The 24,846-nt window shown below is 41.8% G+C and carries 25 protein-coding genes and 1 tRNA gene; 21 read left to right on the top strand and 5 right to left on the bottom strand.

The features are described 5' to 3' along the window. The 19 genes from N8M20_RS08070 (at position 1) to pepC (ending at position 17,177) form a co-directional block, all read left to right on the top strand. Positions 1–73 (top strand) — tRNA-Pro (locus tag N8M20_RS08070). A 470-nt stretch (positions 74–543) separates the two neighbouring features. Then, positions 544–735, top strand: coding sequence for a hypothetical protein (locus N8M20_RS08065; RefSeq protein WP_261080240.1), 192 nt, complete (start codon positions 544–546; stop codon positions 733–735). After that, on the top strand, positions 732–926 hold the full coding sequence (locus tag N8M20_RS08060; protein WP_261080239.1) for a hypothetical protein: 195 nt from the start codon (positions 732–734) through the stop codon (positions 924–926). Before N8M20_RS08065 ends, N8M20_RS08060 begins: the two co-directional genes overlap by 4 nt. After that, complete coding sequence (locus tag N8M20_RS08055; RefSeq protein ID WP_261080238.1) at positions 913–1,797, top strand: ABC transporter ATP-binding protein; 885 nt, start codon at positions 913–915, stop codon at positions 1,795–1,797. Before N8M20_RS08060 ends, N8M20_RS08055 begins: the two co-directional genes overlap by 14 nt. Position 1,798: 1 nt before the next feature. Next, positions 1,799–2,536: an ABC transporter permease gene (locus tag N8M20_RS08050; protein WP_261080237.1), complete on the top strand. Its 738-nt coding sequence runs from the start codon at positions 1,799–1,801 to the stop codon at positions 2,534–2,536. Beyond that, positions 2,536–3,633, top strand: coding sequence for a sensor histidine kinase (locus tag N8M20_RS08045; protein WP_261080236.1), 1,098 nt, complete (start codon positions 2,536–2,538; stop codon positions 3,631–3,633). The genes N8M20_RS08050 and N8M20_RS08045 overlap by 1 nt, the downstream gene beginning before the upstream one ends. A 1-nt stretch (position 3,634) precedes the next feature. Continuing rightward, entirely contained in the window at positions 3,635–4,234 is a 600-nt protein-coding gene (locus N8M20_RS08040) for a response regulator transcription factor (protein ID WP_261080235.1), read from the top strand. Positions 4,235–4,549: 315 nt separating this feature from the next. Next, positions 4,550–4,963: a 30S ribosomal protein S12 gene (gene rpsL / locus N8M20_RS08035; protein ID WP_001142332.1), complete on the top strand. Its 414-nt coding sequence runs from the start codon at positions 4,550–4,552 to the stop codon at positions 4,961–4,963. 19 nt (positions 4,964–4,982) lie between these two features. Continuing rightward, entirely contained in the window at positions 4,983–5,453 is a 471-nt protein-coding gene (gene rpsG, locus N8M20_RS08030) for a 30S ribosomal protein S7 (protein WP_000087873.1), read from the top strand. A gap of 394 nt (positions 5,454–5,847) precedes the next feature. Next, entirely contained in the window at positions 5,848–7,929 is a 2,082-nt protein-coding gene (gene fusA / locus N8M20_RS08025; RefSeq protein WP_000090348.1) for an elongation factor G, read from the top strand. 103 nt (positions 7,930–8,032) lie between these two features. Beyond that, positions 8,033–12,424 carry a PolC-type DNA polymerase III gene (locus N8M20_RS08020; protein ID WP_261080234.1) on the top strand — a complete coding sequence of 1,464 codons (4,392 nt, stop codon included), beginning with the start codon at positions 8,033–8,035 and terminating at the stop codon, positions 12,422–12,424. Between the two features lie 103 nt (positions 12,425–12,527). Continuing rightward, positions 12,528–12,791 (top strand): type II toxin-antitoxin system RelB/DinJ family antitoxin, encoded by a 264-nt coding sequence (locus N8M20_RS08015; RefSeq protein WP_049551202.1) that lies wholly within the window; start codon positions 12,528–12,530, stop codon positions 12,789–12,791. Then, positions 12,784–13,062 carry a type II toxin-antitoxin system YafQ family toxin gene (locus N8M20_RS08010; protein ID WP_261080233.1) on the top strand — a complete coding sequence of 93 codons (279 nt, stop codon included), beginning with the start codon at positions 12,784–12,786 and terminating at the stop codon, positions 13,060–13,062. The genes N8M20_RS08015 and N8M20_RS08010 overlap by 8 nt, the downstream gene beginning before the upstream one ends. A gap of 20 nt (positions 13,063–13,082) precedes the next feature. Beyond that, positions 13,083–13,235, top strand: coding sequence for a hypothetical protein (locus N8M20_RS08005; RefSeq protein WP_000776626.1), 153 nt, complete (start codon positions 13,083–13,085; stop codon positions 13,233–13,235). Positions 13,236–13,258: 23 nt separating this feature from the next. Beyond that, positions 13,259–14,500: an aminopeptidase gene (locus N8M20_RS08000; protein ID WP_261070621.1), complete on the top strand. Its 1,242-nt coding sequence runs from the start codon at positions 13,259–13,261 to the stop codon at positions 14,498–14,500. Between the two features lie 9 nt (positions 14,501–14,509). Beyond that, on the top strand, positions 14,510–14,740 hold the full coding sequence (locus tag N8M20_RS07995) for a GlsB/YeaQ/YmgE family stress response membrane protein (RefSeq protein WP_000901572.1): 231 nt from the start codon (positions 14,510–14,512) through the stop codon (positions 14,738–14,740). 20 nt (positions 14,741–14,760) lie between these two features. After that, positions 14,761–14,991 (top strand): hypothetical protein, encoded by a 231-nt coding sequence (locus N8M20_RS07990; RefSeq protein ID WP_261070620.1) that lies wholly within the window; start codon positions 14,761–14,763, stop codon positions 14,989–14,991. Between the two features lie 17 nt (positions 14,992–15,008). Beyond that, positions 15,009–15,731, top strand: a complete 723-nt coding sequence (locus N8M20_RS07985) for a pseudouridine synthase (protein WP_261070619.1) — start codon at positions 15,009–15,011, stop codon at positions 15,729–15,731. A gap of 111 nt (positions 15,732–15,842) precedes the next feature. Further along, a complete protein-coding gene (pepC, locus tag N8M20_RS07980; protein WP_261080232.1) occupies positions 15,843–17,177 on the top strand; it encodes an aminopeptidase C in 1,335 nt (444 codons plus the stop codon). A 55-nt stretch (positions 17,178–17,232) separates the two neighbouring features. Here pepC and N8M20_RS07975 read toward each other — a convergent pair whose 3' ends face one another. The 5 genes from N8M20_RS07975 to N8M20_RS07955 all read right to left on the bottom strand — a co-directional run bounded on the left by N8M20_RS07975 (position 17,233) and on the right by N8M20_RS07955 (position 22,382). After that, complete coding sequence (locus N8M20_RS07975; protein WP_033676082.1) at positions 17,233–18,144, bottom strand: PTS system mannose/fructose/sorbose family transporter subunit IID; 912 nt, start codon at positions 18,142–18,144, stop codon at positions 17,233–17,235. 23 nt (positions 18,145–18,167) lie between these two features. After that, positions 18,168–18,971, bottom strand: a complete 804-nt coding sequence (locus tag N8M20_RS07970; protein ID WP_261045312.1) for a PTS mannose/fructose/sorbose transporter subunit IIC — start codon at positions 18,969–18,971, stop codon at positions 18,168–18,170. 25 nt (positions 18,972–18,996) lie between these two features. Further along, positions 18,997–19,986 (bottom strand): PTS sugar transporter subunit IIB, encoded by a 990-nt coding sequence (locus tag N8M20_RS07965; RefSeq protein ID WP_000021970.1) that lies wholly within the window; start codon positions 19,984–19,986, stop codon positions 18,997–18,999. Between the two features lie 234 nt (positions 19,987–20,220). Continuing rightward, positions 20,221–21,240, bottom strand: coding sequence for an alcohol dehydrogenase AdhP (adhP, locus tag N8M20_RS07960; RefSeq protein WP_000649144.1), 1,020 nt, complete (start codon positions 21,238–21,240; stop codon positions 20,221–20,223). Between the two features lie 329 nt (positions 21,241–21,569). Continuing rightward, the gene (locus tag N8M20_RS07955; protein ID WP_261080127.1) at positions 21,570–22,382 is read right to left on the bottom strand and encodes a Cof-type HAD-IIB family hydrolase; all 813 of its coding nucleotides are present in this window, start codon (positions 22,380–22,382) and stop codon (positions 21,570–21,572) included. Between the two features lie 189 nt (positions 22,383–22,571). Here N8M20_RS07955 and N8M20_RS07950 point away from each other — a divergent pair, with 189 nt between their 5' ends. Together N8M20_RS07950 and N8M20_RS07945 are read left to right on the top strand one after the other, a co-directional pair. Then, positions 22,572–23,990, top strand: coding sequence for an NCS2 family permease (locus N8M20_RS07950; protein WP_000359256.1), 1,419 nt, complete (start codon positions 22,572–22,574; stop codon positions 23,988–23,990). Positions 23,991–24,094: 104 nt separating this feature from the next. Next, positions 24,095–24,802: a CPBP family intramembrane glutamic endopeptidase gene (locus N8M20_RS07945; RefSeq protein ID WP_261080125.1), complete on the top strand. Its 708-nt coding sequence runs from the start codon at positions 24,095–24,097 to the stop codon at positions 24,800–24,802. Positions 24,803–24,846: the final 44 nt, after the last annotated feature.

The following is a 24,846-nucleotide window of genomic DNA, read 5'->3' as shown; positions in this document are numbered from 1 at the left end:
GGGAAGTAGCTCAGCTTGGTAGAGTACTTGGTTTGGGACCAAGGTGTCGCAGGTTCGAATCCTGTCTTCCCGATTCAGTACAGAGAAGAGATACGTAAGCGTATCTTTTTTATTTAACTAGATATTATATACATTAAGAGAGAAACAGTTTGCTTCTCTCTTTTTTGTTTCTTACCCTGTTTAATAAATACGGTAGTTAATTATACACATTGAAATTTAACAGATTTTATAACTCTTATAAATTTTTAATAAAGCAATAGAAGAGTTTCTGTTGAGGCAATAGTATATGTTTTTATGTTATAAAAATTGCTCCTATTACGATTTTAAATAAGTATTAGTTTACATTATAGTTTGAATTGAATTTGATGTCACTATAAAGGAAGTGACTATAGATTCTTTTCTACCTCATGTTTTATTGTATAGTGTATCTTGCTTATTTTGAATAGAATTTTTTATGACATTTGTCATATCTCCTCATGACAGAAGCTTCTAGTGATTCTACCTTCAAAGAATTATACTAGATGTATCAAGTGGAGGAAAAAAATGAAACATAAAGTAATTGTCGCAATGAGTTTAGTAGCAGCAGGAGTTATGACCTATCTCATGTTTTCGGGATTGGATGAGGATTTCTACCATTTTCCTTGGGAGCTTTTTGCTGGCTTTGGAATGATGTCTTGGCTTATCAGAGAAGGTTTGAAATTGGTCAGAGATGTGAAAAAGGAGTTTGAAAAATGAAAAAAGCGTTTCTCTATCTTTTTATTGGACTATCACTAGTGGTATGGTTGGTAGAAATGTTTACAGGTTGGTTTGATCAAGCCTTCCTTCACCAATTCATCCGTGGTGCCTGGGGACTAGGATTTATGATTTTTATCGCCTTTCCTATGGGAGAGGAGTGGCTGAAAGGAGAATATCATGAACATGATTAAGGTAGAAAGCCTAAATAAAAACATCAAGAGCAAGGCTATTTTGAAGGATATTTCCTTTGAGGTAGCTGAAGGTGAATGTGTCGCCTTGATTGGTCCCAATGGTGCTGGTAAGACAACACTTCTGGACTGTTTGCTCGGAGATAAACTGGTTACCAGCGGTCAAGTATCTATTCAAGGTTTATCAGTGACGAGTTCTAAGTTAGACTATACTAGGGCTTACCTCTCTCAAGAAAATGTGATTGTACAGAAATTGAAGGTTAAAGAGTTGATTGCTTTCTTTCAAAGTATTTATCCAAATCCTTTGAGCGAGCAAGAAATCGATCAACTATTGCAGTTTGAACAGCAACAGAAAGAGCAATTTGCAGAAAAATTGTCAGGCGGGCAAAAGCGTCTCTTCTCTTTTGTCTTGACCTTGATTGGGCGACCAAAGCTTGTCTTTTTAGATGAACCAACTGCTGCCATGGATACTTCAACTCGTCAACGCTTTTGGGAAATTGTTCAGGAGTTAAAAGCTCAGGGAGTAACCATCCTCTATTCGTCCCATTATATCGAAGAGGTAGAGCATACTGCGGATCGAATCTTGGTCTTGAATAAGGGAGAGTTGATTCGCGATACAACACCTCTAGCCATGCGCAGTGAGGAGATTGAAAAGCACTTTATCCTTCCTCTAGCATATAAGGAAGTTGTCGAACAGTCAAACTTGGTTGAAAACTGGTCACAAAAACAGGATGCTCTACAAGTAGTCACACGCGAAGCAGATGCTTTTTGGGAACTGTTAGTGCAAGCAGGATGTAGGATTCAAGAAATTGAAGTCAATAATCGTAGCTTACTGGATACAATCTTTGAAGAAACACAAAAGGGAGATGACTAAGATGAAACGATGGACCGCACTAAACAAGATAGAATTTCTATTGACCAAACGACAATTAGTCTATTATCTATTATCCGTAGGGATGCCGACAGCATTCTATTTATTCTTTTCAGGCATGTACCAGGACACACCAGGTGGACCGGCTAATTTTATGCGTGATTACCTCATCTCCATGACTGCCTTTTCCATGATGTCGACAGCTATGTTTTCATTCCCAGCTGTTTTACATACCGATAAAATCAACAACTGGCAGAAAACATTACGCCATACCCCTGTAAATATGGTAGAATATTATCTATCAAAGATAACAAGTATGATGGTTGATTATTTGGTCTCAATCTTGGTGGTTTTCTCAGTTGGGCACTTGGTCAGAGGTGTGGATATGTCTTTAGGAAGCTGGATTGGGGCTGCGTTCTTGCTGATAGTAGGAAGTGTAGCTTTTGTAGCGCTTGGCTTGACCTTGACACTCTTGCCTTCTAGTCAGCTGATGTCTGTCGTGGGCAATCTTCTCTATCTAGGCTTGGCTGTTTTAGGCGGACTCTGGATGCCCATCTCTTTATTTCCAGACTGGATGCAAGCAATCGGGAAGTGCCTACCAACTTATCAGTTGATGGAGTTGCTCAAGACCTTCTTAAATGAGGGTGGCATCAATCTATCAGCCACAGTTTATCTACTTGTTTTTTCAGCAGTTTTGTTTGGTTTGACCATTTACCTTCAAGGTCATAAGGAGAATGCTTAATGCTTGAAAGACTAAAAAGCATAGACTATATGTATTGGGCCAGTTTGATTTTTATGGTTTTTCCCATCGTTCCTGTAGTGACTGGGGAGCTTGCTGTCTGGCATTTGTTGATTGATATTCTGTTTGTCTTGGCTTACTTAGGTGTTTTAACCACCAAGAGTCAGCGTTTATCCTGGCTCTGTTGGGTGATTATGCTAGCCTATGTAGCTGGGAATACTGCCTTTGTTGGTGTAAATTATATCTGGTTCTTCTTTTTCCTTGCCAATCTCTTAATTTATCATTTCGGCGTACGTAGTTTTAATTCTTTACATGTCCGGACTTTTCTCCTTGCTCAAGTCCTTGTTGTGGGGCAACTTTTGATTTTTCAGGAAGTTGAAGTTGAGTTTCTAGTCTATCTGCTTGGAATTATCACTTTTATCGATTTAATGACTTTTGGTTTGGTTCGGATTCGAATTGTAGAGGATTTGAAAGAAGCACAGGCTAAGCAAAATGCCCAGATAAATTTATTGCTTGCTGAAAATGAACGCAGTCGTATCGGTCAAGATTTGCATGATAGTCTGGGGCATACCTTTGCTATGCTTAGTGTTAAAACTGATCTAGCCTTGCAGTTATTTCAAATACAGGCTTATCCACAGGTGGAAAAGGAATTAAGAGAAATACAGCAAATTAGCAAAGAATCAATGCATGAAGTGCGAACCATTGTGGAAAATCTTAAGTCTAGAACTTTGACATCCGAACTAGAGACTGTGAAAAAGATGTTAGAAATTGCTGGCATTGAGGTTCAAGTTGACAATCACTTGGACAAGGCTAGCTTGACCCAGGATGTGGAGTCGACGGCTTCCATGATTTTGCTTGAGTTAGTAACCAATATCATCAAACATGCCCAAGCGTTTAAAGCGTACTTAAAATTAGAACGGACAGAGAAGGAACTCATTCTAACAGTAAGTGATGATGGCTGTGGCTTCGCTTCTATAAAAGGAGATGAGCTCCATACAGTCCGAGATCGTGTTCTTCCATTTTCGGGAGAAGTAAAGGTAATTAGTTGGAAACAACCGACAGAAGTTAAGGTTCGACTACCTTATAAGGAGAGAAACTAAGATGAAACTACTTGTTGCAGAAGATCAAAGTATGTTGCGAGATGCCATGTGCCAGTTGCTCACGCTTCAATCGGATGTAAAGTCTGTCTTTCAGGCCAAGAATGGGCAAGAAGCAATCCAACTATTAGAAAAGGAGTCTGTGGATATCGCCATCCTTGACGTAGAAATGCCTGTTAAGACAGGTCTTGAAGTCTTGGAGTGGATACGAGCAGAAAATCTAGAAACAAAGGTGGTTGTAGTGACGACCTTCAAGCGTCCTGGGTATTTTGAACGTGCGGTCAAGGCTGGAGTAGATGCTTATGTATTAAAAGAAAGAAACATTGCAGACCTCATGCAAACCTTGCACACCGTCCTAGAAGGAGGCAAGGAGTATTCGCCTGAATTGATGGAAGTGGTGATGACGCATCCCAATCCATTAACAGAACAAGAAATCGCAGTTTTAAAGGGAATTGCTCAGGGCTTCTCTAACCAAGAAATTGCAGACAAACTCTATCTATCCAACGGAACAGTCCGAAACTATGTCACCAATATTCTTTCAAAACTTGATGCAGGTAATCGAACAGAGGCAGCTAATATCGCGAAAGAATCTGGTTGGTTGTGATGATATAATATTTTTCTGAACATTATGTGTTAAAATTGATGGGATTGAATGGAACAATACTAACTTTAGGAGGGTGGGATTCCTCCTTTTTCTTTTTGGGGGGAGCACCACAAAAGAGCTAAAATTAAGAATAAAAAAGAAAAATATCTTGACAACCAATGGAAAATTTTGTTACAATAATAGACGGTACTTTTTACTTTTGGTCTCTCAAGAGTGTACAGGGACGTGCTGACAAATGTTGCAAAAGTACACACAGATGATAGCTGTCACCAAGTGTATCATCACCAAAAATAAAAAAAACACAGGAGAATGTAGATGCCTACAATTAACCAATTGGTTCGCAAACCGCGTAAATCAAAAGTAGAAAAATCTAAATCACCAGCTTTGAACGTTGGTTACAACAGTCATAAAAAAGTTCAAACAAACGTTTCTTCACCACAAAAACGTGGTGTTGCAACTCGTGTTGGAACAATGACACCTAAAAAACCTAACTCAGCCCTTCGTAAATTCGCTCGTGTACGTTTGAGCAACCTTATCGAAGTTACTGCCTACATCCCAGGTATCGGACACAACTTGCAAGAGCACAGCGTGGTGCTTCTTCGTGGTGGACGTGTAAAAGACCTTCCAGGGGTACGTTACCATATCGTCCGTGGTGCACTTGATACTGCAGGTGTTAACGATCGTAAACAAGGCCGTTCTAAATACGGTACTAAACGTCCAAAAGCATAAGGAAAGGGGATAAAGAGAAATGAGTCGTAAAAATAGAGCTCCAAAACGTGACGTATTGCCAGATCCGCTTTACAATTCACAACTAGTTACTCGTCTTATCAACCGCGTTATGCTTGACGGTAAACGTGGTACAGCTGCTTCAATCGTTTACGGTGCTTTTGAGCAAATCAAAGAAGCTACTGGCAACGATGCACTTGAAGTATTTGAAACAGCTATGGAAAACATCATGCCTGTACTTGAAGTACGTGCACGTCGTGTTGGTGGATCTAACTACCAAGTTCCAGTTGAAGTTCGTCCAGAACGTCGTACAACACTTGGACTTCGTTGGTTGGTAACAATCGCTCGTCTTCGCGGTGAACACACAATGCAAGACCGTCTTGCAAAAGAAATCTTGGATGCTGCTAACAACACTGGTGCAGCTGTTAAGAAACGTGAAGACACTCACCGTATGGCTGAAGCTAACCGTGCATTTGCACACTTCCGTTGGTAAGATAGGATGCGAAAGCGTTAAGAAAGTCCCAGAGAAAATAGGGAATCGAAGCAGGTTGCGATTGCAACCAATGAGATTCATCTTTTTCTCCAGACTTTTAGCTTGAGCTCAACTAAATCATGATGCTAGGAACGGTAAGGATGCAAGGTGAAAATAGGAAACTGACGCAGTATTCGACGAATACAAGGAAGTTTATCTTTTTCACACAGTATCCCGTTCCGGCTCAAATCGGCTAGCTAACTCTAGCCCGAGTTCAACTCAACTTACCATCTCGTAAGTTGAAACCAACAATAGCATGAAAATATTGAGAACGGGTAGGTCCTGCCTATCCGTTTTTATTAAAATCGTGTTATAATAGAATAGAAATCAAAAATAAATAGGAGAAACAAACCTCATGGCACGCGAATTTTCACTTGAAAAAACTCGTAATATCGGTATCATGGCTCACGTCGATGCTGGTAAAACAACAACTACTGAGCGTATTCTTTACTACACTGGTAAAATCCACAAAATCGGTGAAACTCACGAAGGTGCGTCACAAATGGACTGGATGGAGCAAGAGCAAGAACGTGGTATCACTATCACATCTGCTGCGACAACAGCTCAATGGAACAACCACCGCGTAAACATCATCGACACACCAGGACACGTGGACTTCACAATCGAAGTACAACGTTCTCTTCGTGTATTGGATGGTGCGGTTACCGTTCTTGATTCACAATCAGGTGTTGAACCTCAAACTGAAACAGTTTGGCGTCAAGCAACTGAGTACGGAGTTCCACGTATCGTATTTGCCAACAAAATGGACAAAATCGGTGCTGACTTCCTTTACTCTGTAAGCACACTTCACGATCGTCTTCAAGCAAATGCACACCCAATCCAATTGCCAATCGGTTCTGAAGATGACTTCCGTGGTATCATCGACTTGATCAAGATGAAAGCTGAAATCTATACTAACGACCTTGGTACAGATATCCTTGAAGAAGACATCCCAGCTGAATACCTTGACCAAGCACAAGAATACCGTGAAAAATTGATCGAAGCAGTTGCTGAAACTGACGAAGAATTGATGATGAAATACCTTGAAGGTGAAGAAATCACTAACGAAGAATTGAAAGCTGGTATCCGTAAAGCGACTATCAACGTTGAATTCTTCCCAGTATTGTGTGGTTCTGCCTTCAAGAACAAAGGTGTTCAATTGATGCTTGATGCGGTTATCGACTACCTTCCAAGCCCACTTGACATCCCAGCAATTAAAGGTATCAACCCAGATACAGACGAAGAAGAAACTCGTCCAGCATCTGATGAAGAGCCATTTGCAGCTCTTGCCTTCAAGATCATGACAGACCCATTCGTAGGTCGTTTGACATTCTTCCGTGTTTACTCAGGTGTTCTTCAATCAGGTTCTTACGTATTGAACACTTCTAAAGGTAAACGTGAACGTATCGGACGTATCCTTCAAATGCACGCTAACAGCCGTCAAGAAATCGACACTGTTTACTCAGGTGATATCGCTGCTGCCGTTGGTTTGAAAGATACTACAACTGGTGACTCATTGACAGATGAAAAAGCTAAAATCATCCTTGAGTCAATCAACGTTCCAGAACCAGTTATCCAATTGATGGTTGAGCCAAAATCTAAAGCTGACCAAGACAAGATGGGTATCGCCCTTCAAAAATTGGCTGAAGAAGATCCAACATTCCGCGTTGAAACAAACGTTGAAACTGGTGAAACAGTTATCTCTGGTATGGGTGAGCTTCACCTTGACGTCCTTGTTGACCGTATGCGTCGTGAGTTCAAAGTTGAAGCGAACGTAGGTGCTCCTCAAGTATCTTACCGTGAAACATTCCGCGCTTCTACTCAAGCACGTGGATTCTTCAAACGTCAGTCTGGTGGTAAAGGTCAATTCGGTGATGTATGGATTGAATTTACTCCAAACGAAGAAGGTAAAGGATTCGAATTCGAAAACGCAATCGTCGGTGGTGTGGTTCCTCGTGAATTTATCCCAGCGGTTGAAAAAGGTTTGGTAGAATCTATGGCTAACGGTGTTCTTGCAGGTTACCCAATGGTTGACGTTAAAGCTAAGCTTTACGATGGTTCATACCACGATGTCGACTCATCTGAAACTGCCTTCAAGATCGCGGCTTCACTTGCTCTTAAAGAAGCTGCTAAATCAGCGCAACCAGCTATCCTTGAGCCAATGATGCTTGTGACAATCACTGTTCCAGAAGAAAACCTTGGTGATGTTATGGGTCACGTAACTGCTCGTCGTGGACGTGTTGATGGTATGGAAGCACACGGTAACAGCCAAATCGTTCGTGCTTACGTTCCACTTGCTGAAATGTTCGGTTACGCAACAGTTCTTCGTTCTGCATCTCAAGGACGTGGTACATTCATGATGGTATTTGACCACTACGAAGATGTACCTAAGTCAGTACAAGAAGAAATCATTAAGAAAAACAAAGGTGAAGACTAATCAGTCCTCACTCTAGAAGGAAGTCACTTAGTGGCTTCCTTTTGTCTTTAGAAAATACCTCTAAATATGGTAAAATAGTAGGAGAATAATGTGAGGAAAATGAATGTCAAACAGTTTTGAAATTTTGATTAATCAACTGGGGATGCCTGCTGAAATGAGACAGGCATCTGCTTTATCACATGCTGATATTGAACGAGTTGTGGTTCATAAAATTAGTAAGGTATGGGAGTTTCATTTCGTATTTTCTAATATTTTACCGATTGAAATCTTTTTAGAATTAAAGAAGGGTTTGAGTGAGGAATTTTCTAAGACAGGTAATAAAGCTATTTTTGAAATTAAGGCTCTGTCTCAAGAATTTTCAAACCAACTCTTACAAGCCTATTATAGAGAGGCTTTTTCTGAAGGGCCATGTGCTAGTCAAGGATTTAAATCTCTTTACCAGAATTTGCGAGTTCGTGCTGAAGGCAATCAACTCTTTATTGAAGGTTCAGAGGCGATTGATAAGGAACATTTTAAGAAGAATCATCTTCCTAATTTAGCGAAACAACTTGAAAAGTTTGGTTTTCCAACTTTTAATTGTCAAGTAGAGAAGAATGATGTGCTGACTCAAGAGCAGGAAGAAGCCTTTCATGCTGAAAATGAGCAGATTGTTCAAGCCGCCAATGAGGAAGCGCTCCGTGCTATGGAGCAACTGGAACAGATGGCACCTCCTCCAGCGGAAGAGAAACCAGCCTTTGATTTTCAGGCCAAAAAGGCTGCGGCTAAGCCAAAGCTAGATAAGGCGGAGATTACTCCTATGATCGAAGTCACGACGGAGGAAAATCGTCTGGTCTTTGAAGGGGTTGTTTTTGATGTGGAGCAAAAAGTGACTAGAACCGGTCGTGTTTTAATTAACTTTAAAATGACGGACTACACTTCAAGTTTTTCTATGCAAAAGTGGGTTAAAAATGAGGAAGAGGCCCAGAAATTTGACCTTATCAAGAAGAATTCTTGGCTCCGAGTTCGTGGGAATGTGGAGATGAATAACTTCACACGAGATTTGACTATGAACGTACAGGATGTGCAGGAAGTTGTTCACTATGAGCGGAAGGATTTGATGCCAGAAGGAGACCGCCGGGTTGAGTTTCATGCTCATACTAACATGTCGACCATGGATGCTTTGCCAGAGGTTGAAGAAATCGTTGCGACAGCTGCTAAGTGGGGACACAAGGCTGTTGCCATCACGGACCACGGGAATGTCCAGTCCTTCCCACACGGCTATAAGGCGGCTAAGAAAGCGGGAATTCAGCTGATCTATGGTATGGAAGCCAATATCGTGGAGGACCGTGTCCCTATCGTCTACAACGAAGTGGAGATGGACTTGTCAGAAGCAACCTATGTGGTCTTTGACGTGGAAACGACAGGTCTATCAGCTATCTATAATGATTTGATTCAGGTTGCGGCTTCTAAGATGTACAAGGGGAATGTTATTGCTGAATTTGATGAATTTATCAATCCTGGGCATCCCTTGTCAGCCTTTACTACTGAGTTGACTGGAATTACAGATGACCATGTCAAAAATGCCAAACCACTAGAACAAGTTTTGCAAGAATTCCAAGAATTTTGCAAGGATACGGTCCTAGTTGCCCACAATGCGACCTTTGACGTTGGCTTTATGAATGCCAATTATGAGCGTCATGGTCTGCCAAAGATTAGTCAGCCAGTGATTGATACGCTGGAGTTTGCTCGAAACCTCTATCCCGAGTATAAACGTCATGGTTTGGGGCCTTTGACCAAGCGTTTTGGTGTGGCCTTAGAACATCACCACATGGCCAATTACGATGCGGAAGCTACAGGTCGCCTGCTTTTCATCTTTATCAAAGAGGTGGCAGAAAAACATGGTGTGACTGATCTAGCTAGACTCAACATTGATTTGATTAGTCCAGATTCTTATAAAAAAGCTAGAATCAAGCATGCGACCATCTATGTCAAGAATCAGGTAGGTTTAAAAAATATCTTTAAACTGGTTTCTCTGTCTAATACCAAGTATTTTGAAGGGGTGCCTCGGATTCCGCGAACGGTTCTAGATGCCCATCGGGAGGGCTTGATTTTGGGGTCGGCTTGCTCGGAGGGTGAAGTTTTCGATGCAGTTGTTTCTCAAGGTGTGGATGCAGCGGTTGAGGTGGCCAAGTATTATGACTTTATCGAGGTCATGCCACCAGCTATCTATGCTCCCTTGATTGCCAAGGAGCAGGTCAAGGATATGGAAGAACTCCAGACCATTATAAAGAGTTTGATAGAAGTGGGAGACCGTCTTGGTAAGCCTGTTCTGGCTACTGGAAATGTTCACTATATCGAACCGGAAGAAGAGATTTACCGTGAAATTATCGTCCGTAGTTTGGGACAGGGGGCTATGATTAACCGAACCATAGGTCACGGCGAACATGCTCAACCCGCTCCTCTTCCAAAAGCTCATTTTAGAACGACTAATGAAATGTTGGATGAATTTGCATTCTTGGGAGAGGATTTGGCTCGTAAACTGGTTATTGAAAACACCAATGCCTTGGCAGAGACATTTGAACCTGTTGAGGTTGTTAAGGGTGACTTGTATACGCCTTTCATTGACAAGGCTGAAGAAACGGTCGCTGAATTGACCTACAAGAAAGCTTTTGAGATTTATGGAAATCCGCTGCCAGATATTGTTGATTTGCGGATTGAAAAAGAATTGACTTCCATTCTGGGGAATGGATTTGCCGTGATTTATCTGGCATCGCAGATGCTAGTACAACGTTCTAATGAACGGGGTTACTTGGTTGGTTCTCGTGGGTCTGTCGGATCTAGTTTCGTTGCGACCATGATTGGGATTACGGAGGTTAATCCTCTCTCTCCTCACTATGTCTGTGGTCAGTGTCAGTACAGTGAGTTTATCACCGATGGTTCTTACGGTTCAGGTTTTGACATGCCCAATAAGGACTGTCCTAAATGTGGTCGCAAACTCAGCAAAAATGGGCAAGATATTCCTTTCGAGACCTTCCTCGGTTTTGATGGGGACAAGGTTCCCGATATTGACTTGAACTTCTCGGGAGAAGACCAGCCTAGCGCCCACTTGGATGTGCGTGATATCTTTGGTGAAGAATATGCCTTCCGTGCAGGAACGGTTGGTACGGTGGCTGCCAAGACTGCCTATGGTTTTGTCAAGGGCTATGAGCGAGATTATGGCAAGTTTTATCGTGATGCAGAGGTGGAACGCCTCGCTCAAGGTGCGGCTGGTGTCAAGCGGACAACAGGACAACACCCCGGGGGAATCGTTGTTATTCCTAACTACATGGATGTCTACGACTTTACGCCTGTCCAGTATCCAGCGGATGACGTGACGGCTGAATGGCAAACGACTCACTTTAACTTCCATGATATCGACGAGAACGTCCTCAAACTCGATGTACTGGGACATGATGATCCGACTATGATTCGAAAACTTCAGGACTTGTCTGGTATTGATCCCAATGAAATTCCTATGGATGATGAAGGCGTTATGGCTCTCTTTTCTGGGACTGATGTGCTTGGGGTAACACCTGAACAAATTGGAACGCCTACGGGGATGTTGGGGATTCCAGAGTTTGGAACCAATTTCGTACGTGGAATGGTAGACGAGACCCATCCGACAACTTTTGCGGAGTTGCTTCAGCTCTCAGGTCTATCCCACGGTACCGACGTTTGGCTGGGCAATGCACAAGATTTGATTAAACAAGGAATAGCGGACCTATCAACTGTTATCGGTTGTCGGGATGACATCATGGTTTACCTCATGCATGCTGGTCTCGAACCTAAGATGGCCTTTACCATCATGGAACGGGTGCGTAAAGGCTTATGGCTAAAGATTTCCGAAGAGGAACGCAATGGCTACATCGAAGCCATGAAGGCTAATAAGGTACCAGAGTGGTATATCGAATCCTGTGGGAAAATTAAGTACATGTTCCCTAAAGCCCATGCGGCAGCTTACGTTATGATGGCCTTGCGTGTGGCCTACTTCAAGGTTCACCATCCTATTTATTATTACTGTGCTTACTTCTCAATCCGCGCTAAGGCTTTTGATATCAAGACTATGGGTGCGGGCTTGGATGCCATCAAGCGCAGAATGGAAGAAATCTCTGAAAAACGGAAGAACAATGAAGCCTCTAATGTGGAAATTGATCTCTATACAACTCTTGAGATTGTTAATGAGATGTGGGAACGAGGTTTCAAGTTTGGAAAACTCGATCTCTACCGTAGTCAGGCGACAGAGTTCCTTATCGATGGGGATACCCTCATCCCGCCATTTGTTGCTATGGATGGTCTAGGAGAGAACGTTGCCAAGCAGTTAGTACGAGCGCGTGAAGAGGGAGAATTCCTCTCTAAAACAGAACTACGCAAACGTGGTGGACTCTCATCAACCTTGGTTGAAAAGATGGATGAGATGGGTATTCTTGGAAATATGCCAGAGGATAACCAGTTGAGTTTGTTTGATGAGTTGTTTTAAAAAAATTGTTTAATCATCTACCCAAAGAAGGCTAATGTATATCTAATAGATTTACATTAGCCTTCTTTTTTGTTAAAATAGTCTATAGAAAGAGGGTGAGAGTATGTCAAAGACGAGTATGAGCATCCGTCTGGATAGTGAGGTTAAGGAGCAGGCCCAACAGGTGTTTAGTAATCTGGGAATGGATATGACAACGGCTATTAATATTTTCCTTCGTCAGGCTATTCAATATCAAGGATTACCTTTTGATGTTAGACTAGACGAAAATCGGAAGTTGCTCCAAGTGTTAACGGATTTAGACCAAAATCGTAATATGAGCCAGTCTTTTGAATCAGTCTCTGACTTGATGGAGGATTTGCGTGCTTAAGATTCGTTATCATAAACAGTTTAAAAAAGATTTTAAGTTGGCTATGAAGCGTGGTTTGAAGGCAGAATTATTAGAAGAAGTTTTAAATTTTCTTGTTCAAGAAAAAGAACTTCCTGCTAGATATCGTGATCATCCATTGACGGCATCCAAACATTTTCAAGGAGTTCGTGAATGCCATATCCAGCCAGATTGGCTTTTGGTTTATAAAGTAAACAAGGAAGAATTGATTTTAAATTTGCTGAGGACAGGCAGTCATAGTGATTTGTTTTAATAAATTTTAAGGGGGTTCTCATGAAACTAAGAATTTTTGCGGAAGATAAGCCGGCTGAGAAGGTATTTGAATATCAATTAGAACTTGCTGACCAGACAATCCTTCTATCAACAGCACTCTTGTCAGGTGCTATTGCTTTAGCAGGATTATTTTCTGCTTTGAAAGAAAAATAAACAAAAAGAAAAGGAAGAATAGAATGGTTTTACCAAATTTTAAAGAAAATCTAGAAAAATATGCGAAATTATTGGTTGCGAACGGAATCAACGTGCAACCTGGTCACACTTTGGCTCTCTCTATCGATGTGGAGCAACGTGAGTTGGCTCACTTAATCGTCAAAGAAGCTTATGCCTTGGGTGCGCATGAGGTCATCGTTCAGTGGACAGATGATGTCATTAACCGTGAGAAATTCCTACATGCTCCGATGGAGCGTCTGGACAATGTGCCTGAATACAAGATTGCTGAGATGAACTATCTCTTGGAGAACAAGGCTAGCCGTCTTGGGGTTCGTTCTTCTGACCCAGGTGCCTTGAACGGAGTGGATGCTGACAAGCTTTCAGCTTCTGCCAAAGCTATGGGACTTGCCATGAAGCCAATGCGAATCGCAACGCAATCTAACAAGGTTAGCTGGACTGTAGCAGCCGCTGCTGGACTTGAGTGGGCCAAGAAAGTCTTTTCAAATGCTGCGAGCGACGAAGAAGCAGTCGATCTTCTTTGGGACCAAATCTTCAAAACTTGCCGTGTCTATGAAGAAGATCCTGTTAAGGCCTGGGAAGAGCATGCAGCTATCTTAAAGAGCAAGGCCGATATGCTTAATAAGGAGCAATTTTCAGCCCTTCACTACACAGCGCCAGGAACAGATTTGACACTTGGTTTGCCGAAAAACCACGTTTGGGAATCAGCTGGTGCTATCAATGCACAGGGCGAAGGATTCTTGCCAAATATGCCGACAGAGGAAGTCTTCACAGCGCCTGACTTCCGTCGCGCAGATGGTTATGTCACTTCTACAAAACCGCTTAGCTATAACGGAAATATCATTGAAGGTATTAAGGTAACCTTTAAGGATGGACAAATCGTAGATATCACTGCTGAGAAGGGTGATCAGGTCATGAAAGACCTTGTCTTTGAAAATGCGGGTGCGCGTGCCTTAGGTGAATGTGCCTTGGTACCAGATCCAAGCCCAATTTCTCAGTCAGGTATTACCTTCTTTAACACCCTTTTCGATGAAAATGCGTCAAATCACTTGGCCATCGGTGCAGCCTATGCAACTAGCGTTGTTGGTGGAGCGGAGATGAGCGAAGAGGAGCTTGAAGCTGCGGGGCTTAACCGTTCAGATGTTCACGTAGACTTTATGATTGGTTCTAACCAAATGGATATCGATGGTATCCGTGAGGATGGGACACGTGTACCACTCTTCCGTAACGGAGATTGGGCAAATTAAGGAGATAATATGTTAGGAAGCATGTTCGTTGGTCTCCTAGTGGGATTTTTAGCAGGTACTCTGACCAATCGTGGAGAGCGAATGGGATGTTTTGGAAAAATGTTTCTGGGCTGGATTGGTGCTTTTATAGGCCACTTGCTTTTTGGGACTTGGGGACCGATAATAGCAGGAACTGCCATTATTCCGGCAGTACTAGGTTCCATGATTGTCTTAGCGATTTTTTGGAGACGAGGAAGTTAATTTCCTAAATCTGATACTCAATGAAAATCAAAGAGCAAACTAGGAAACTAGCCGCAGGTTGCTCAAAGCACTGCTTTGAGGTTGCAGATAGAACTGACGAAGCCAGCTCAAAACACTGTTTTGAGGTTGCAGATAGAACTGACGAAGTCAGTAACCATACATACGGCAAGGCGACGTTGACGCGGTTTGAAGAGATTTTTGAAGAGTATGAAATGAAAAGGAGGTTGGTCATTGAGACAGCCTCCTTTTGATATGATATAATAGTTCTATGAGATTAGATAAATTTTTAGTTGCCTGCGCTGTGGGAAGTCGGACTGAGGTCAAAAACTTGCTCAAGGCTGGGCGCGTGACTGTAAATGGTAAAAAAGAGAAATCAGCTAAATTGCAGATTGATGAAAAAATAGATGAGATTCGCTTTGATGGGCAAGTGTTGGAGTATGAAGAGTTTGTCTACTACATGATGAACAAGCCCCAAGGAGTTATTTCAGCGACTGAGGATCCCAAGCACAGAACCGTTCTGGACTTGCTGGATGATATTGCTCGGAGCAAGGAAGTTTTCCCAGTAGGACGCTTGGATATTGATACACATGGTCTTCTACTCTTGACCAATGATGGCAAGCTGGCCCATGCTCTTCTTTCGCCCAAGCGTCATGTGGATAAGACCTATCTGGCTCAGGTCAAGGGAATTATGACCCAAGAAGATGTGGAGATATTTGCCAAGGTCATTCCGCTCAAAGACTTTACCTGTCAACCCGCTAGACTGGAGATTCTTTCCACAGATACAGAAAAGAATCAGAGCCAAATCCGTGTGACCATTGCAGAAGGGAAGTTTCATCAGGTCAAGCGTATGGTGGCCTACTGCGGCAAGGAAGTAGTAGACTTGCAACGTTTGACTATGGGAACTCTGATTTTAGATGAAAGCTTGCAACGAGGAGAATGGCGTCGCTTGACCAAGGAAGAGTTAGAAATTCTCCTTGCTAGTATTGCTTAATTTAGTTTATATTTGAAAAAGGTAAGAGACAATGTCCTTGCCTTTTATGTTTTTCAGTTGCTTCCTTTGTAAAAAGCGTTATAATAGACTGTAGAATAAAAGGAGGAATCTATGAACGCGATTCAAGAATCATTTACTGATAAACTATTTGCCAATTATGAAGCAAATATCAAATACCAAGCGATTGAAAATGCTGCCAGCCACAATGGAATTTTTGCAGCCCTAGAACGTCGCCAAAGCCATGTAGACAACACACCTGTTTTCTCATTGGATTTGACCAAGGACAAGGTAACCAACCAGAAAGCGTCTGGTCGTTGCTGGATGTTTGCAGCTCTCAACACCTTCCGCCACAAACTCATTTCACAATACAAATTAGAGAACTTTGAATTGTCACAGGCCCACACCTTCTTCTGGGACAAGTATGAGAAATCCAACTGGTTCTTGGAGCAAGTGATTGCGACTGCAGACCAAGACTTGACGAGTCGTAAGGTTAAATTCCTACTCCAAACTCCACAACAAGATGGCGGTCAATGGGATATGGTCGTTTCTCTCTTTGAGAAATATGGTGTCGTTCCTAAGTCTGTTTATCCAGAGTCTGTTTCATCTAGCAGCAGTCGTGAGCTAAATGCCATTCTCAACAAATTGCTTCGTCAAGATGCTCAAATCTTGCGTGACTTGCTTGCTTCTGGCGCAGACCAAGCGACTGTTCAAGCTAAGAAAGAAGATCTTTTGCAAGAAATCTTTAACTTTCTTGCTATGTCTTTAGGACTTCCACCACGTAAATTTGACTTTGCTTATCGCGATAAAGATAACAACTACCAAAGTGAAAAGGGCATCACACCACAAGAATTTTACAAGAAATATGTCAATCTTCCTCTAGAAGATTACGTTTCTGTTATCAACGCCCCAACTGCTGACAAGCCTTACGGCCAATCTTACACAGTTGAGATGTTAGGAAATGTGGTTGGTAGCCGTGCGGTTCGTTACATCAACGTGCCGATGGAGCGCTTGAAAGAGTTGGCAATTGCTCAAATGCAAGCAGGTGAGACTGTTTGGTTTGGTTCTGATGTCGGCCAGCTCAGCAACCGTAAGGCTGGAATCCTTGCGACAGATGTTTATGACTTTGAATCAAGCATGGACATTAAACTCACTCAAGACAAGGCTGGACGTTTGGATTACAGCGAAAGTTTGATGACCCACGCCATGGTCTTGACAGGTGTTGATTTGGATGAAAATGGGAAGTCAACCAAGTGGAAGGTTGAAAACTCATGGGGAGACAAGGTTGGTACCGATGGTTACTTTGTTGCCTCAGACGCTTGGATGGACGAATACACTTACCAAATCGTTGTCCGTAAGGAATTGCTGACAGCAGAAGAACAAGCTGCCTATGAAGCAGAACCAATTGTACTCGCACCATGGGATCCAATGGGTGCCTTGGCCGAATAAAAGTATAGAAAAAAGGAATCAGATTTTAGAACCTGATTCCTTTTAAGTTGCTTGATTACATGATGTGAAGAACATGTGCCACAATACCCACTGCGAAGAGTGCAAGGATAATAGTGATTGGAGATACTTTTTTCTTAAGCAAGTACATGCAAAGGAAAGTAAGGAGTAGTCCTGATAGTCCAGGGATCAACATATCCAAGTTTTGTTGGAAAGTAGTAACTTTTTCAGGTGTTTGAGACAATCCTTGTCCTACTTGTGCGAATGCTTCTTGGATACCTTTAGATCCTTCTGGCAATTTATCCCAATGGATATAAGCTTTTTCATCTAGTTGAACTTTGGCAACATCGAAAGCAAATTTAATATTTACCCAACGTTGAACAAGGACAGCAAGAATGAACATACCAAGGATAGAAGCTCCTTTAGTGATGTCTTGAAGGATACCGCCAGACATATCTTTAGTGATTTCTGATCCAGCCTTGTATCCAATCTCTTGTGTATACCACAAGAATGACATACGAATCAAGTTCCAAAGAACGAAGAAGAGGATTGGACCTAAGATATTACCAGTAAGGGCAAGTGAAGCACCGAGTGATCCAAGGATTGGGCGTACTGTAAACCAGAATACTGGGTCACCGATACCAGCAAGAGGTCCCATCATACCGATTTTAACCCCTTGGATAGCAGCATCGTCGATTTCAACACCGTTAGCACGTTCTTCTTCAAGTGCAAGAGTAACCCCCATGATTGGAGCGGCTACGTATGGGTGAGTGTTGAAGAACTCAAGATGGCGTTCAAGAGCAGCAATTTGATCTTCTTTTTTAGTGTAGAGTTTTTTAAGAGCTGGAATTAATGAGTAAGCCCAACCCAAGTTTTGCATACGTTCATAGTTCCAAGAACCTTGTAAGAAAGTTGAACGCCACCAAACTTTTTTACGATCTGATTTAGTTAATTGAAGTTTTTCAGTCATGATGTTTTCAGTCCTTTCTTATCTTAGTAGTCTTCTAGGATATCGCCGATTGGGTCGTTAGAAGTTGCGGCTCCTCCGCCACCATTTCCACCAGTTTTAGAAAGGTGAAGGTAGATAAGAGCGATAGCAACACCGATAGCACCAAATCCGATTAGAGTGATATCTGACACGGCAGCAAGCACGAAACCGATAGCGAAGAATGGCCATACTTCACGAGTTGCCATCATGTTGATAACCATAGCGTAACCAACGGCAACGACCATACCACCACCGATAGCCATACCGTCTTTGAGCCAATCAGGCATAGTATTTAGAATGCTTTGTACGGTTTCAGTTGGTACCATTAGAAGGAGTGCTGCAGGGATTGCAATACGAAGACCTTGAAGAAGAAGTGCGACAAAGTGAGCACGTTCAACTGCTTTAAAGTCACCTTTTTTAGCAGAAGCATCAGCAGTGTGAACTAATCCGACAGAGAGTGTACGGACAATCATAGTCAAGAATAGACCAGCAACTGCAAGAGGGATAGCAACCGCTTGGGCAACACCGATACCTGTCTTAGTAAAGTCGCCACCAAGAACCATGATAATGGCAGCAGCAACAGAAGCAAGAGCAGCGTCAGGAGCTACGGCAGCTCCGATGTTAGCCCAACCAAGGGCGATCATTTGAAGAGAACCACCAAGGATAATCCCTGCTTCAAGGTTACCAGTAACAAGACCGATAAGGGTACAAGCTACGATTGGTTGATGGAATTGGAACTGGTCGAGGATACCTTCAAGACCTGCTAGGAAGGCTACAACGACTACTAAAACCATAGAAATAATAGACATCTTTAAAATCCTTTCATAAAATCGATTATTGCACGTTTGCTTTGTTGATCAAGTCAAACAAATCTTTTTTCGTGTCGTTTGGTACTTTACGTACATCAAATTCAACACCAAGGTCACGCATTTTTTCAAATGTAGCAACGTCTTCTTTGTCCATAGACAAAACGTTGTTAACCATTGTTTTACCAGTTGAGTGAGCCATTGATCCAACATTAAGAGTTTTGATTGGTACGCCACCTTCGATAGCACGAAGGGCATCTTGAGGTGTTTCAAACAAGATAAGGGCATGTGTTTCTCCGAAGCGAGGATCTTTTGCAACGTCGATTAGTTTTTGGATAGGAACAACGTTTGCTTTCACTTTACCTGGAGCTGCTTGTTTAATCAATTCTTTACGTAATTCGTCTTTAGCTACGTTATCTGAAGCAACGATGATACGGTCTGCTTTTGAATCTGGAGTCCAAGCAGTTGCAACCTGACCGTGAAGTAAACGAGTGTCTAGACGGGCAAGGTTGATTTTGAGTTTACCGTCTCCGATGACAGTTCCTTCTGGAATAGCAGCTTGGGCAACTGGAGCAGCTGCAGCGCTTGCTACTTCCTCAACTGGGTTTAGCTCTTCTGGAAGAGCTTTGATGCCATCTTTGGCTTCTTTAATAATATTCGCAGCGACTTTTTCTACACCTGCAGCAGCGTCCATGAGGCGCTCTGTGTAGGCTTGAATTAACATCGGTAAATTAAGTCCTGTGATGATGGCAAACTTACGCTCAGGATTTTCTCCCATCACGCGGCTAGCTTGGTTGAATGGAGATCCACTCCAAAGGTCAGCCAAAACTAGAACCTCATCTTCTGCGTCAAATGCAGCAACAGCGTTATTAAACTTAGCGTATAGATCATCAGGACCTTCATTTGGCATAAAGGTTACAACTTGAACCTTTTCTTGTTCACCAAAGATCATAGATCCTGACTGATGAATACCCGCAGCAAATTCGCCGTGGCTCGCAATAATGATTCCGATACTCATTATTGTCATTCCTCCTTTTTTGTTTTAGTTTTCGTTTAAGAAAACTTTAAGACTGTTTAAGTATAAACCGTTTTCATCTAAAAATCAACTATTTATCATAAAATAATTAAAAAGATTACATCTGAAAATATTGATATATTGAGTCTTAGAGAAGTTTTTTTGAATCCTTATTAAAAAATTTAATATAAAAAAGTTGGAAGCGCATTCCAACTTTTAAAATAGGTTTTTATTAGATTAGTGGGTGAAATCGAGTACCATACGTCCTTGGATTTGCCCTTTTTCCATTTCGTCGAAAATGGCTACGGCATCTTCTATTGGACGTTTTTGAACAACTGGAACTACTAAACCTTCTGCACCGAATTGGAAGGCTTCTTCCAAGTCTTTACGAGTTCCTACAAGAGAACCGATGACTTGGATTCCATCTAAAACTGTTTTCACGATGCTAAGTTCCATCATTTCAGAAGGAAGACCAACAGCGACTACGCGACCACCAGCACGAACTGAGTCAACAGCCTGGTTGAAGGCAACTTTAGACACAGCAGTTACGACAGCTGAGTGAGCACCTCCATCAGTTTTTTCCTTGATAAGTCCAGGTACATCTTCAACTTCGAGGCCGTTAATAACAATGTCAGCGCCTACTTCTTTTGCAAGGGCAAGTTTGTCATTGTTGATATCAACTGCGATGACATGAGCATTGAATACTTTTTTAGCATATTGAACAGCTAGGTTACCAAGACCACCAGCGCCGTAAAGAACAACCCATTGACCTGGTTCAACTTTGGCCTCTTTAATAGCTTTATAGGTTGTTACACCAGCACATGTGATAGAAGAAGCTTGGGCTGGATCAAGTCCGTCAGGAACTTTGACAGCATAGTCTGCAGTTACGATACATTGTTCAGCCATACCACCGTCTACTGAGTAGCCGGCATTTTTTACTGTACGGCAAAGAGTTTCACGGCCAGTTGTACAGTATTCGCAAGTGCCACATCCTTCAAAGAACCAAGCAACGCTGACGCGGTCGCCGACTTTAAGGCTTTTCACATCTGGGGCAATTTCTTTGACGATACCAACACCTTCGTGACCTAGAACACGTCCTGGTACCTGACCGAAGTCGCCATGGGCAACGTGGAGGTCAGTGTGGCAAACACCACAGTATTCAATTTCTACAAGTGCTTCCCCAGTTTCAAGTGGACGGAGTACTTTTTCTTCAATAGCAACACCAGTGCTTTCTGGATTTACAACAACAGCTTTCATAGCTATCCTCCTTGATATTAACTGAGAGCAGGAGAAACAGGACTGGATTGATTTTGTGTCAACAGAGTCGAGTATGACGAGCTCTCTTGTATTTATATGTGAAGTATATCACAAAAGAAAGCCTTTTCCAAGGTTTTGAAGGCAAAAAGTAGAACAATCGATTAACTGGTTGATGAGACTGTGAAAAGAGCACAAAGACCAGCTCGCAAGCTGGTCATACTCTTCGAAAATCTCTTCAAACCACGTCAGCTTCGCCTTGCCGTACTCAAGTACTGCCTACGGCTAGCTTCCTAGTTTGCTCTTTGATTTTCATTGAGTATCAGTATGGACTATAAGAATAAGTCTTGCAGGGTTTTGGCAACTCCGTCTTGGTCATTTGTCAAGGAAATTTGCTCATCTGCATAGGGGAGTAGCTCTGGGTTGGCATTTTTCATTGCATAACCTTTCCCAGCAAAAGCAAGCATTTCGGTATCATTGTGCTCATCTCCAAAAGCAATCAAATCTTTTTTGTCACGGTTCATTACCTTGAGCAAGTAGTCCAAAGCAAAGGCTTTGTTGACACCTTTTGGGGTACACTCAAGGATATTGAGCGGACCTCCCCAGGTATTAATAGAAAGTTGATGATGGTAGAAGGCGTTCATTTCTTTTGCCAAGGCATACTTGTCACTGGCTCTGGTCTGTAATAGGATACAGTTAGGATCTTTGGTCACTAATTCAGGTTGAAATTGATCTTCAGGCTGGAAAGCTTCTACGCCAAATAGTTTGGGATTGGCAATTTCTTCATTAGGATTTGTAATGTAAAATTTTTTACGGTATTCTCCAGCGATAAAATCGGCTTGAATGTCCTCTGAACGTCGAACCATATCTAGCAGATATTTTTTGTCTACAGTCAAACACTTTTCAAAATCCCAAACTTGGTCTGGTAAATGAGTAAGGGAGCCATTGAAATTAATCATAGGAGTATTTAAGCCTAATTCACGGTAGAAATCTTTTGACATTCGGTAAGGGCGCCCTGTCGTAATAATAACCTGATGCCCTTTTCCAGTAACTTTTTTTATGGTTTCTTTGGTAAAGTCAGAAATCTGACTGTCTGAGTTGAGCAGGGTTCCATCCAGGTCAACTGCAATAATTTTTTTCGTCATAGGGACCTTTCTAGTGTCTTTTCAGATAAGATGTCTACTATTATAACAGAAAGCAGGCAGAAAAGCAGATTCGAAACAAAAAAAGAAATTTCATCAAATTCTTAAATAAATCAAACAAAGATATTGAAAAAGTGAATGATAAATGATATAATTCTATTATTGTTCGTAAAAATTAAAAGGAGATTGATAATGGACAAATTATTTAAACTAAAAGAGAACGGTACAGACGTTCGTACAGAGGTTCTCGCTGGTTTAACAACTTTCTTTGCAATGAGCTATATTCTCTTTGTAAACCCACAAATTCTTTCGCAAACAGGAATGCCTGCTCAGGGTGTATTCCTCGCAACGATTATCGGTGCAGTTGCTGGTACCCTGATGATGGCCTTCTACGCCAACTTGCCATATGCTCAAGCGCCAGGTATGGGACTCAATGCCTTCTTTACCTTTACAGTTGTATTCGGGCTTGGTTATTCATGGCAAGAAGCCCTAGCTATGGTCTTCATCTGTGGAATTATCTCATTGATTATTACCTTGACAAACGTTCGTAAAATGATTATTGAATCGATTCCAAACGCCCTTCGTTCAGCTATTTCAGCTGGTATCGGTGTCTTCCTTGCCTACGTGGGGATTAAGAATGCTGGACTTTTGAAATTCTCTATCGATCCAGGAAATTATACGGTTGCAGGAGAAGGGGCTGATAAAGCTCAAGCAGCGATTACAGCAAATGCTTCAGCAGTTCCAGGATTGGTTAGCTTTAATAATCCAGCTGTTTTGGTGGCTCTTGCAGGACTTGCTATCACAATCTTCTTTGTCATTAAAGGGATTAAAGGAGGAATTATCCTCTCTATCTTGACAACAACTGTTCTTGCTATCGCAGTTGGTTTGGTAGATTTGTCTAGTATCGATTTTGCTAATAACCATGTTGGTGCAGCTTTTGAAGACTTGAAGACAGTCTTTGGTGCAGCTCTTGGTTCAGAAGGTTTGGGAGCTTTGATTTCAGATACAGCTCGCTTGCCTGAAACTTTGATGGCCATTCTAGCCTTCTCATTGACAGATATTTTTGACACGATTGGTACCTTGATCGGTACAGGTGAAAAAGTTGGTATCGTAGCGACAAATGGTGAAAATCACCAATCAGCTAAGTTGGACAAGGCTCTTTACTCTGACTTGATTGGTACTTCAATTGGTGCCATTGCAGGTACTTCAAACGTAACGACTTATGTTGAGTCTGCTGCTGGTATCGGTGCAGGTGGACGTACTGGTTTGACAGCATTGGTTGTAGCTATCTGTTTTGCAATTTCAAGCTTCTTTAGCCCACTTCTAGCGATTGTACCAACAGCCGCTACAGCTCCAATCCTGATTATCGTTGGGATTATGATGTTGGCTAGCTTGAAAAATATCCATTGGGACGATATGTCTGAAGCAGTTCCTGCCTTCTTCACATCTATCTTTATGGGATTCAGCTACTCTATCACTCAAGGGATTGCAGTTGGTTTCTTGACTTACACTTTGACTAAGCTTGTCAAAGGTCAAGCTAAAGATGTTCATGTCATGATTTGGATTTTGGATGCCTTGTTTATCCTTAACTATATCAGCATGGCACTATAAATGCTATAATATAAAAAGGGGTTCTCCCCTTTTTATATTATAGTTACTTGAAAATTGCTTCAAACTAGGTAGGTGATTTTGATTGAATGGTAGGAGTATGATTGATGATAAAAAAGAATATTTGGGGTGAAGTATTAAACAGGGGGAAGTGGTTAATAATCTTTCTAGTAGGGCTTTTGTTTTCTCAGTTTCCTTTAGCCCTAGCAACTTTTCTAACTAGCAGAAAATTTCCACTGCTTCAAACTGGACTATTAGTAGGGGCCTTATCTCTTGTGGTTTTAACTGTATTTATAATAGGTGCTAGGAAAACACAGTTGGCTAGTTTTGGTTTTTCATTTTTCAAGGCTAAGGATTTGGCTAGATTGGCCTTAAGCTATCTAGTGATTCTTGCCTTTAATATTCTTGGTGTGGTCTTATTGCGTTTGATGAATGAAACAACAACCAGCAATCAATCAAATATTAATGATTTGGTCCAGAATAGTTCCTTAATTTCCAGTTTTTTCTTACTGGTTCTAATAGCTCCTATTTGTGAGGAGATTTTATGTCGAGGAGTGATTCCTAAAAAACTCTTTCGTGGTAAAGAAAATGTGGGTTATATAGTCGGTGCTATTATCTTTGCCTTGCTTCATTTACCGACAAATCTACCTTCTCTTCTTATCTATGGAGGAATGTCAACTGTGCTAACTTGGACAGTTTATAAAACCCAACGTTTGGAAATGTCTATCTTACTTCACATGATTGTGAATGGGGTTGTTTTCTGTTTGTTGGCTCTCGTGGTGATTTTGAGTCGGACATTAGGGATCTCTGTTTAAGATTTTTGACAATTGCTTACTTGTTTCAACTGGGAAAAAGATGA

This window comes from Streptococcus mitis, assembly GCF_946190275.1.
GTDB classification, from domain to species: Bacteria; Bacillota; Bacilli; order Lactobacillales; family Streptococcaceae; genus Streptococcus; species Streptococcus mitis_DC.
This window is presented reverse-complemented; position numbering and strand designations above follow the sequence as displayed.

What these genes read in the sequence shown, in the direction of transcription:
- pepC (WP_261080232.1), top strand. Translation starts at nt 15,843, where the DNA reads ATGAACGCGATTCAAGAATCATTTACTGATAAACTATTTGCCAATTAT.
- N8M20_RS07965 (WP_000021970.1), bottom strand. Translation starts at nt 19,986, where the DNA reads ATGAGTATCGGAATCATTATTGCGAGCCACGGCGAATTTGCTGCGGGT.
- N8M20_RS07970 (WP_261045312.1), bottom strand. Translation starts at nt 18,971, where the DNA reads ATGTCTATTATTTCTATGGTTTTAGTAGTCGTTGTAGCCTTCCTAGCA.
- N8M20_RS07950 (WP_000359256.1), top strand. Translation starts at nt 22,572, where the DNA reads ATGGACAAATTATTTAAACTAAAAGAGAACGGTACAGACGTTCGTACA.
- N8M20_RS07955 (WP_261080127.1), bottom strand. Translation starts at nt 22,382, where the DNA reads ATGACGAAAAAAATTATTGCAGTTGACCTGGATGGAACCCTGCTCAAC.
- N8M20_RS08040 (WP_261080235.1), top strand. Translation starts at nt 3,635, where the DNA reads ATGAAACTACTTGTTGCAGAAGATCAAAGTATGTTGCGAGATGCCATG.
- N8M20_RS08020 (WP_261080234.1), top strand. Translation starts at nt 8,033, where the DNA reads ATGTCAAACAGTTTTGAAATTTTGATTAATCAACTGGGGATGCCTGCT.
- N8M20_RS08065 (WP_261080240.1), top strand. Translation starts at nt 544, where the DNA reads ATGAAACATAAAGTAATTGTCGCAATGAGTTTAGTAGCAGCAGGAGTT.
- adhP (WP_000649144.1), bottom strand. Translation starts at nt 21,240, where the DNA reads ATGAAAGCTGTTGTTGTAAATCCAGAAAGCACTGGTGTTGCTATTGAA.
- N8M20_RS08055 (WP_261080238.1), top strand. Translation starts at nt 913, where the DNA reads ATGAACATGATTAAGGTAGAAAGCCTAAATAAAAACATCAAGAGCAAG.
- rpsG (WP_000087873.1), top strand. Translation starts at nt 4,983, where the DNA reads ATGAGTCGTAAAAATAGAGCTCCAAAACGTGACGTATTGCCAGATCCG.
- N8M20_RS07975 (WP_033676082.1), bottom strand. Translation starts at nt 18,144, where the DNA reads ATGACTGAAAAACTTCAATTAACTAAATCAGATCGTAAAAAAGTTTGG.
- N8M20_RS07995 (WP_000901572.1), top strand. Translation starts at nt 14,510, where the DNA reads ATGTTAGGAAGCATGTTCGTTGGTCTCCTAGTGGGATTTTTAGCAGGT.
- fusA (WP_000090348.1), top strand. Translation starts at nt 5,848, where the DNA reads ATGGCACGCGAATTTTCACTTGAAAAAACTCGTAATATCGGTATCATG.
- rpsL (WP_001142332.1), top strand. Translation starts at nt 4,550, where the DNA reads ATGCCTACAATTAACCAATTGGTTCGCAAACCGCGTAAATCAAAAGTA.
- N8M20_RS08045 (WP_261080236.1), top strand. Translation starts at nt 2,536, where the DNA reads ATGCTTGAAAGACTAAAAAGCATAGACTATATGTATTGGGCCAGTTTG.
- N8M20_RS08015 (WP_049551202.1), top strand. Translation starts at nt 12,528, where the DNA reads ATGTCAAAGACGAGTATGAGCATCCGTCTGGATAGTGAGGTTAAGGAG.
- N8M20_RS07945 (WP_261080125.1), top strand. Translation starts at nt 24,095, where the DNA reads ATGATAAAAAAGAATATTTGGGGTGAAGTATTAAACAGGGGGAAGTGG.
- N8M20_RS08005 (WP_000776626.1), top strand. Translation starts at nt 13,083, where the DNA reads ATGAAACTAAGAATTTTTGCGGAAGATAAGCCGGCTGAGAAGGTATTT.
- N8M20_RS08000 (WP_261070621.1), top strand. Translation starts at nt 13,259, where the DNA reads ATGGTTTTACCAAATTTTAAAGAAAATCTAGAAAAATATGCGAAATTA.
- N8M20_RS07985 (WP_261070619.1), top strand. Translation starts at nt 15,009, where the DNA reads ATGAGATTAGATAAATTTTTAGTTGCCTGCGCTGTGGGAAGTCGGACT.
- N8M20_RS07990 (WP_261070620.1), top strand. Translation starts at nt 14,761, where the DNA reads ATGAAAATCAAAGAGCAAACTAGGAAACTAGCCGCAGGTTGCTCAAAG.
- N8M20_RS08060 (WP_261080239.1), top strand. Translation starts at nt 732, where the DNA reads ATGAAAAAAGCGTTTCTCTATCTTTTTATTGGACTATCACTAGTGGTA.
- N8M20_RS08050 (WP_261080237.1), top strand. Translation starts at nt 1,799, where the DNA reads ATGAAACGATGGACCGCACTAAACAAGATAGAATTTCTATTGACCAAA.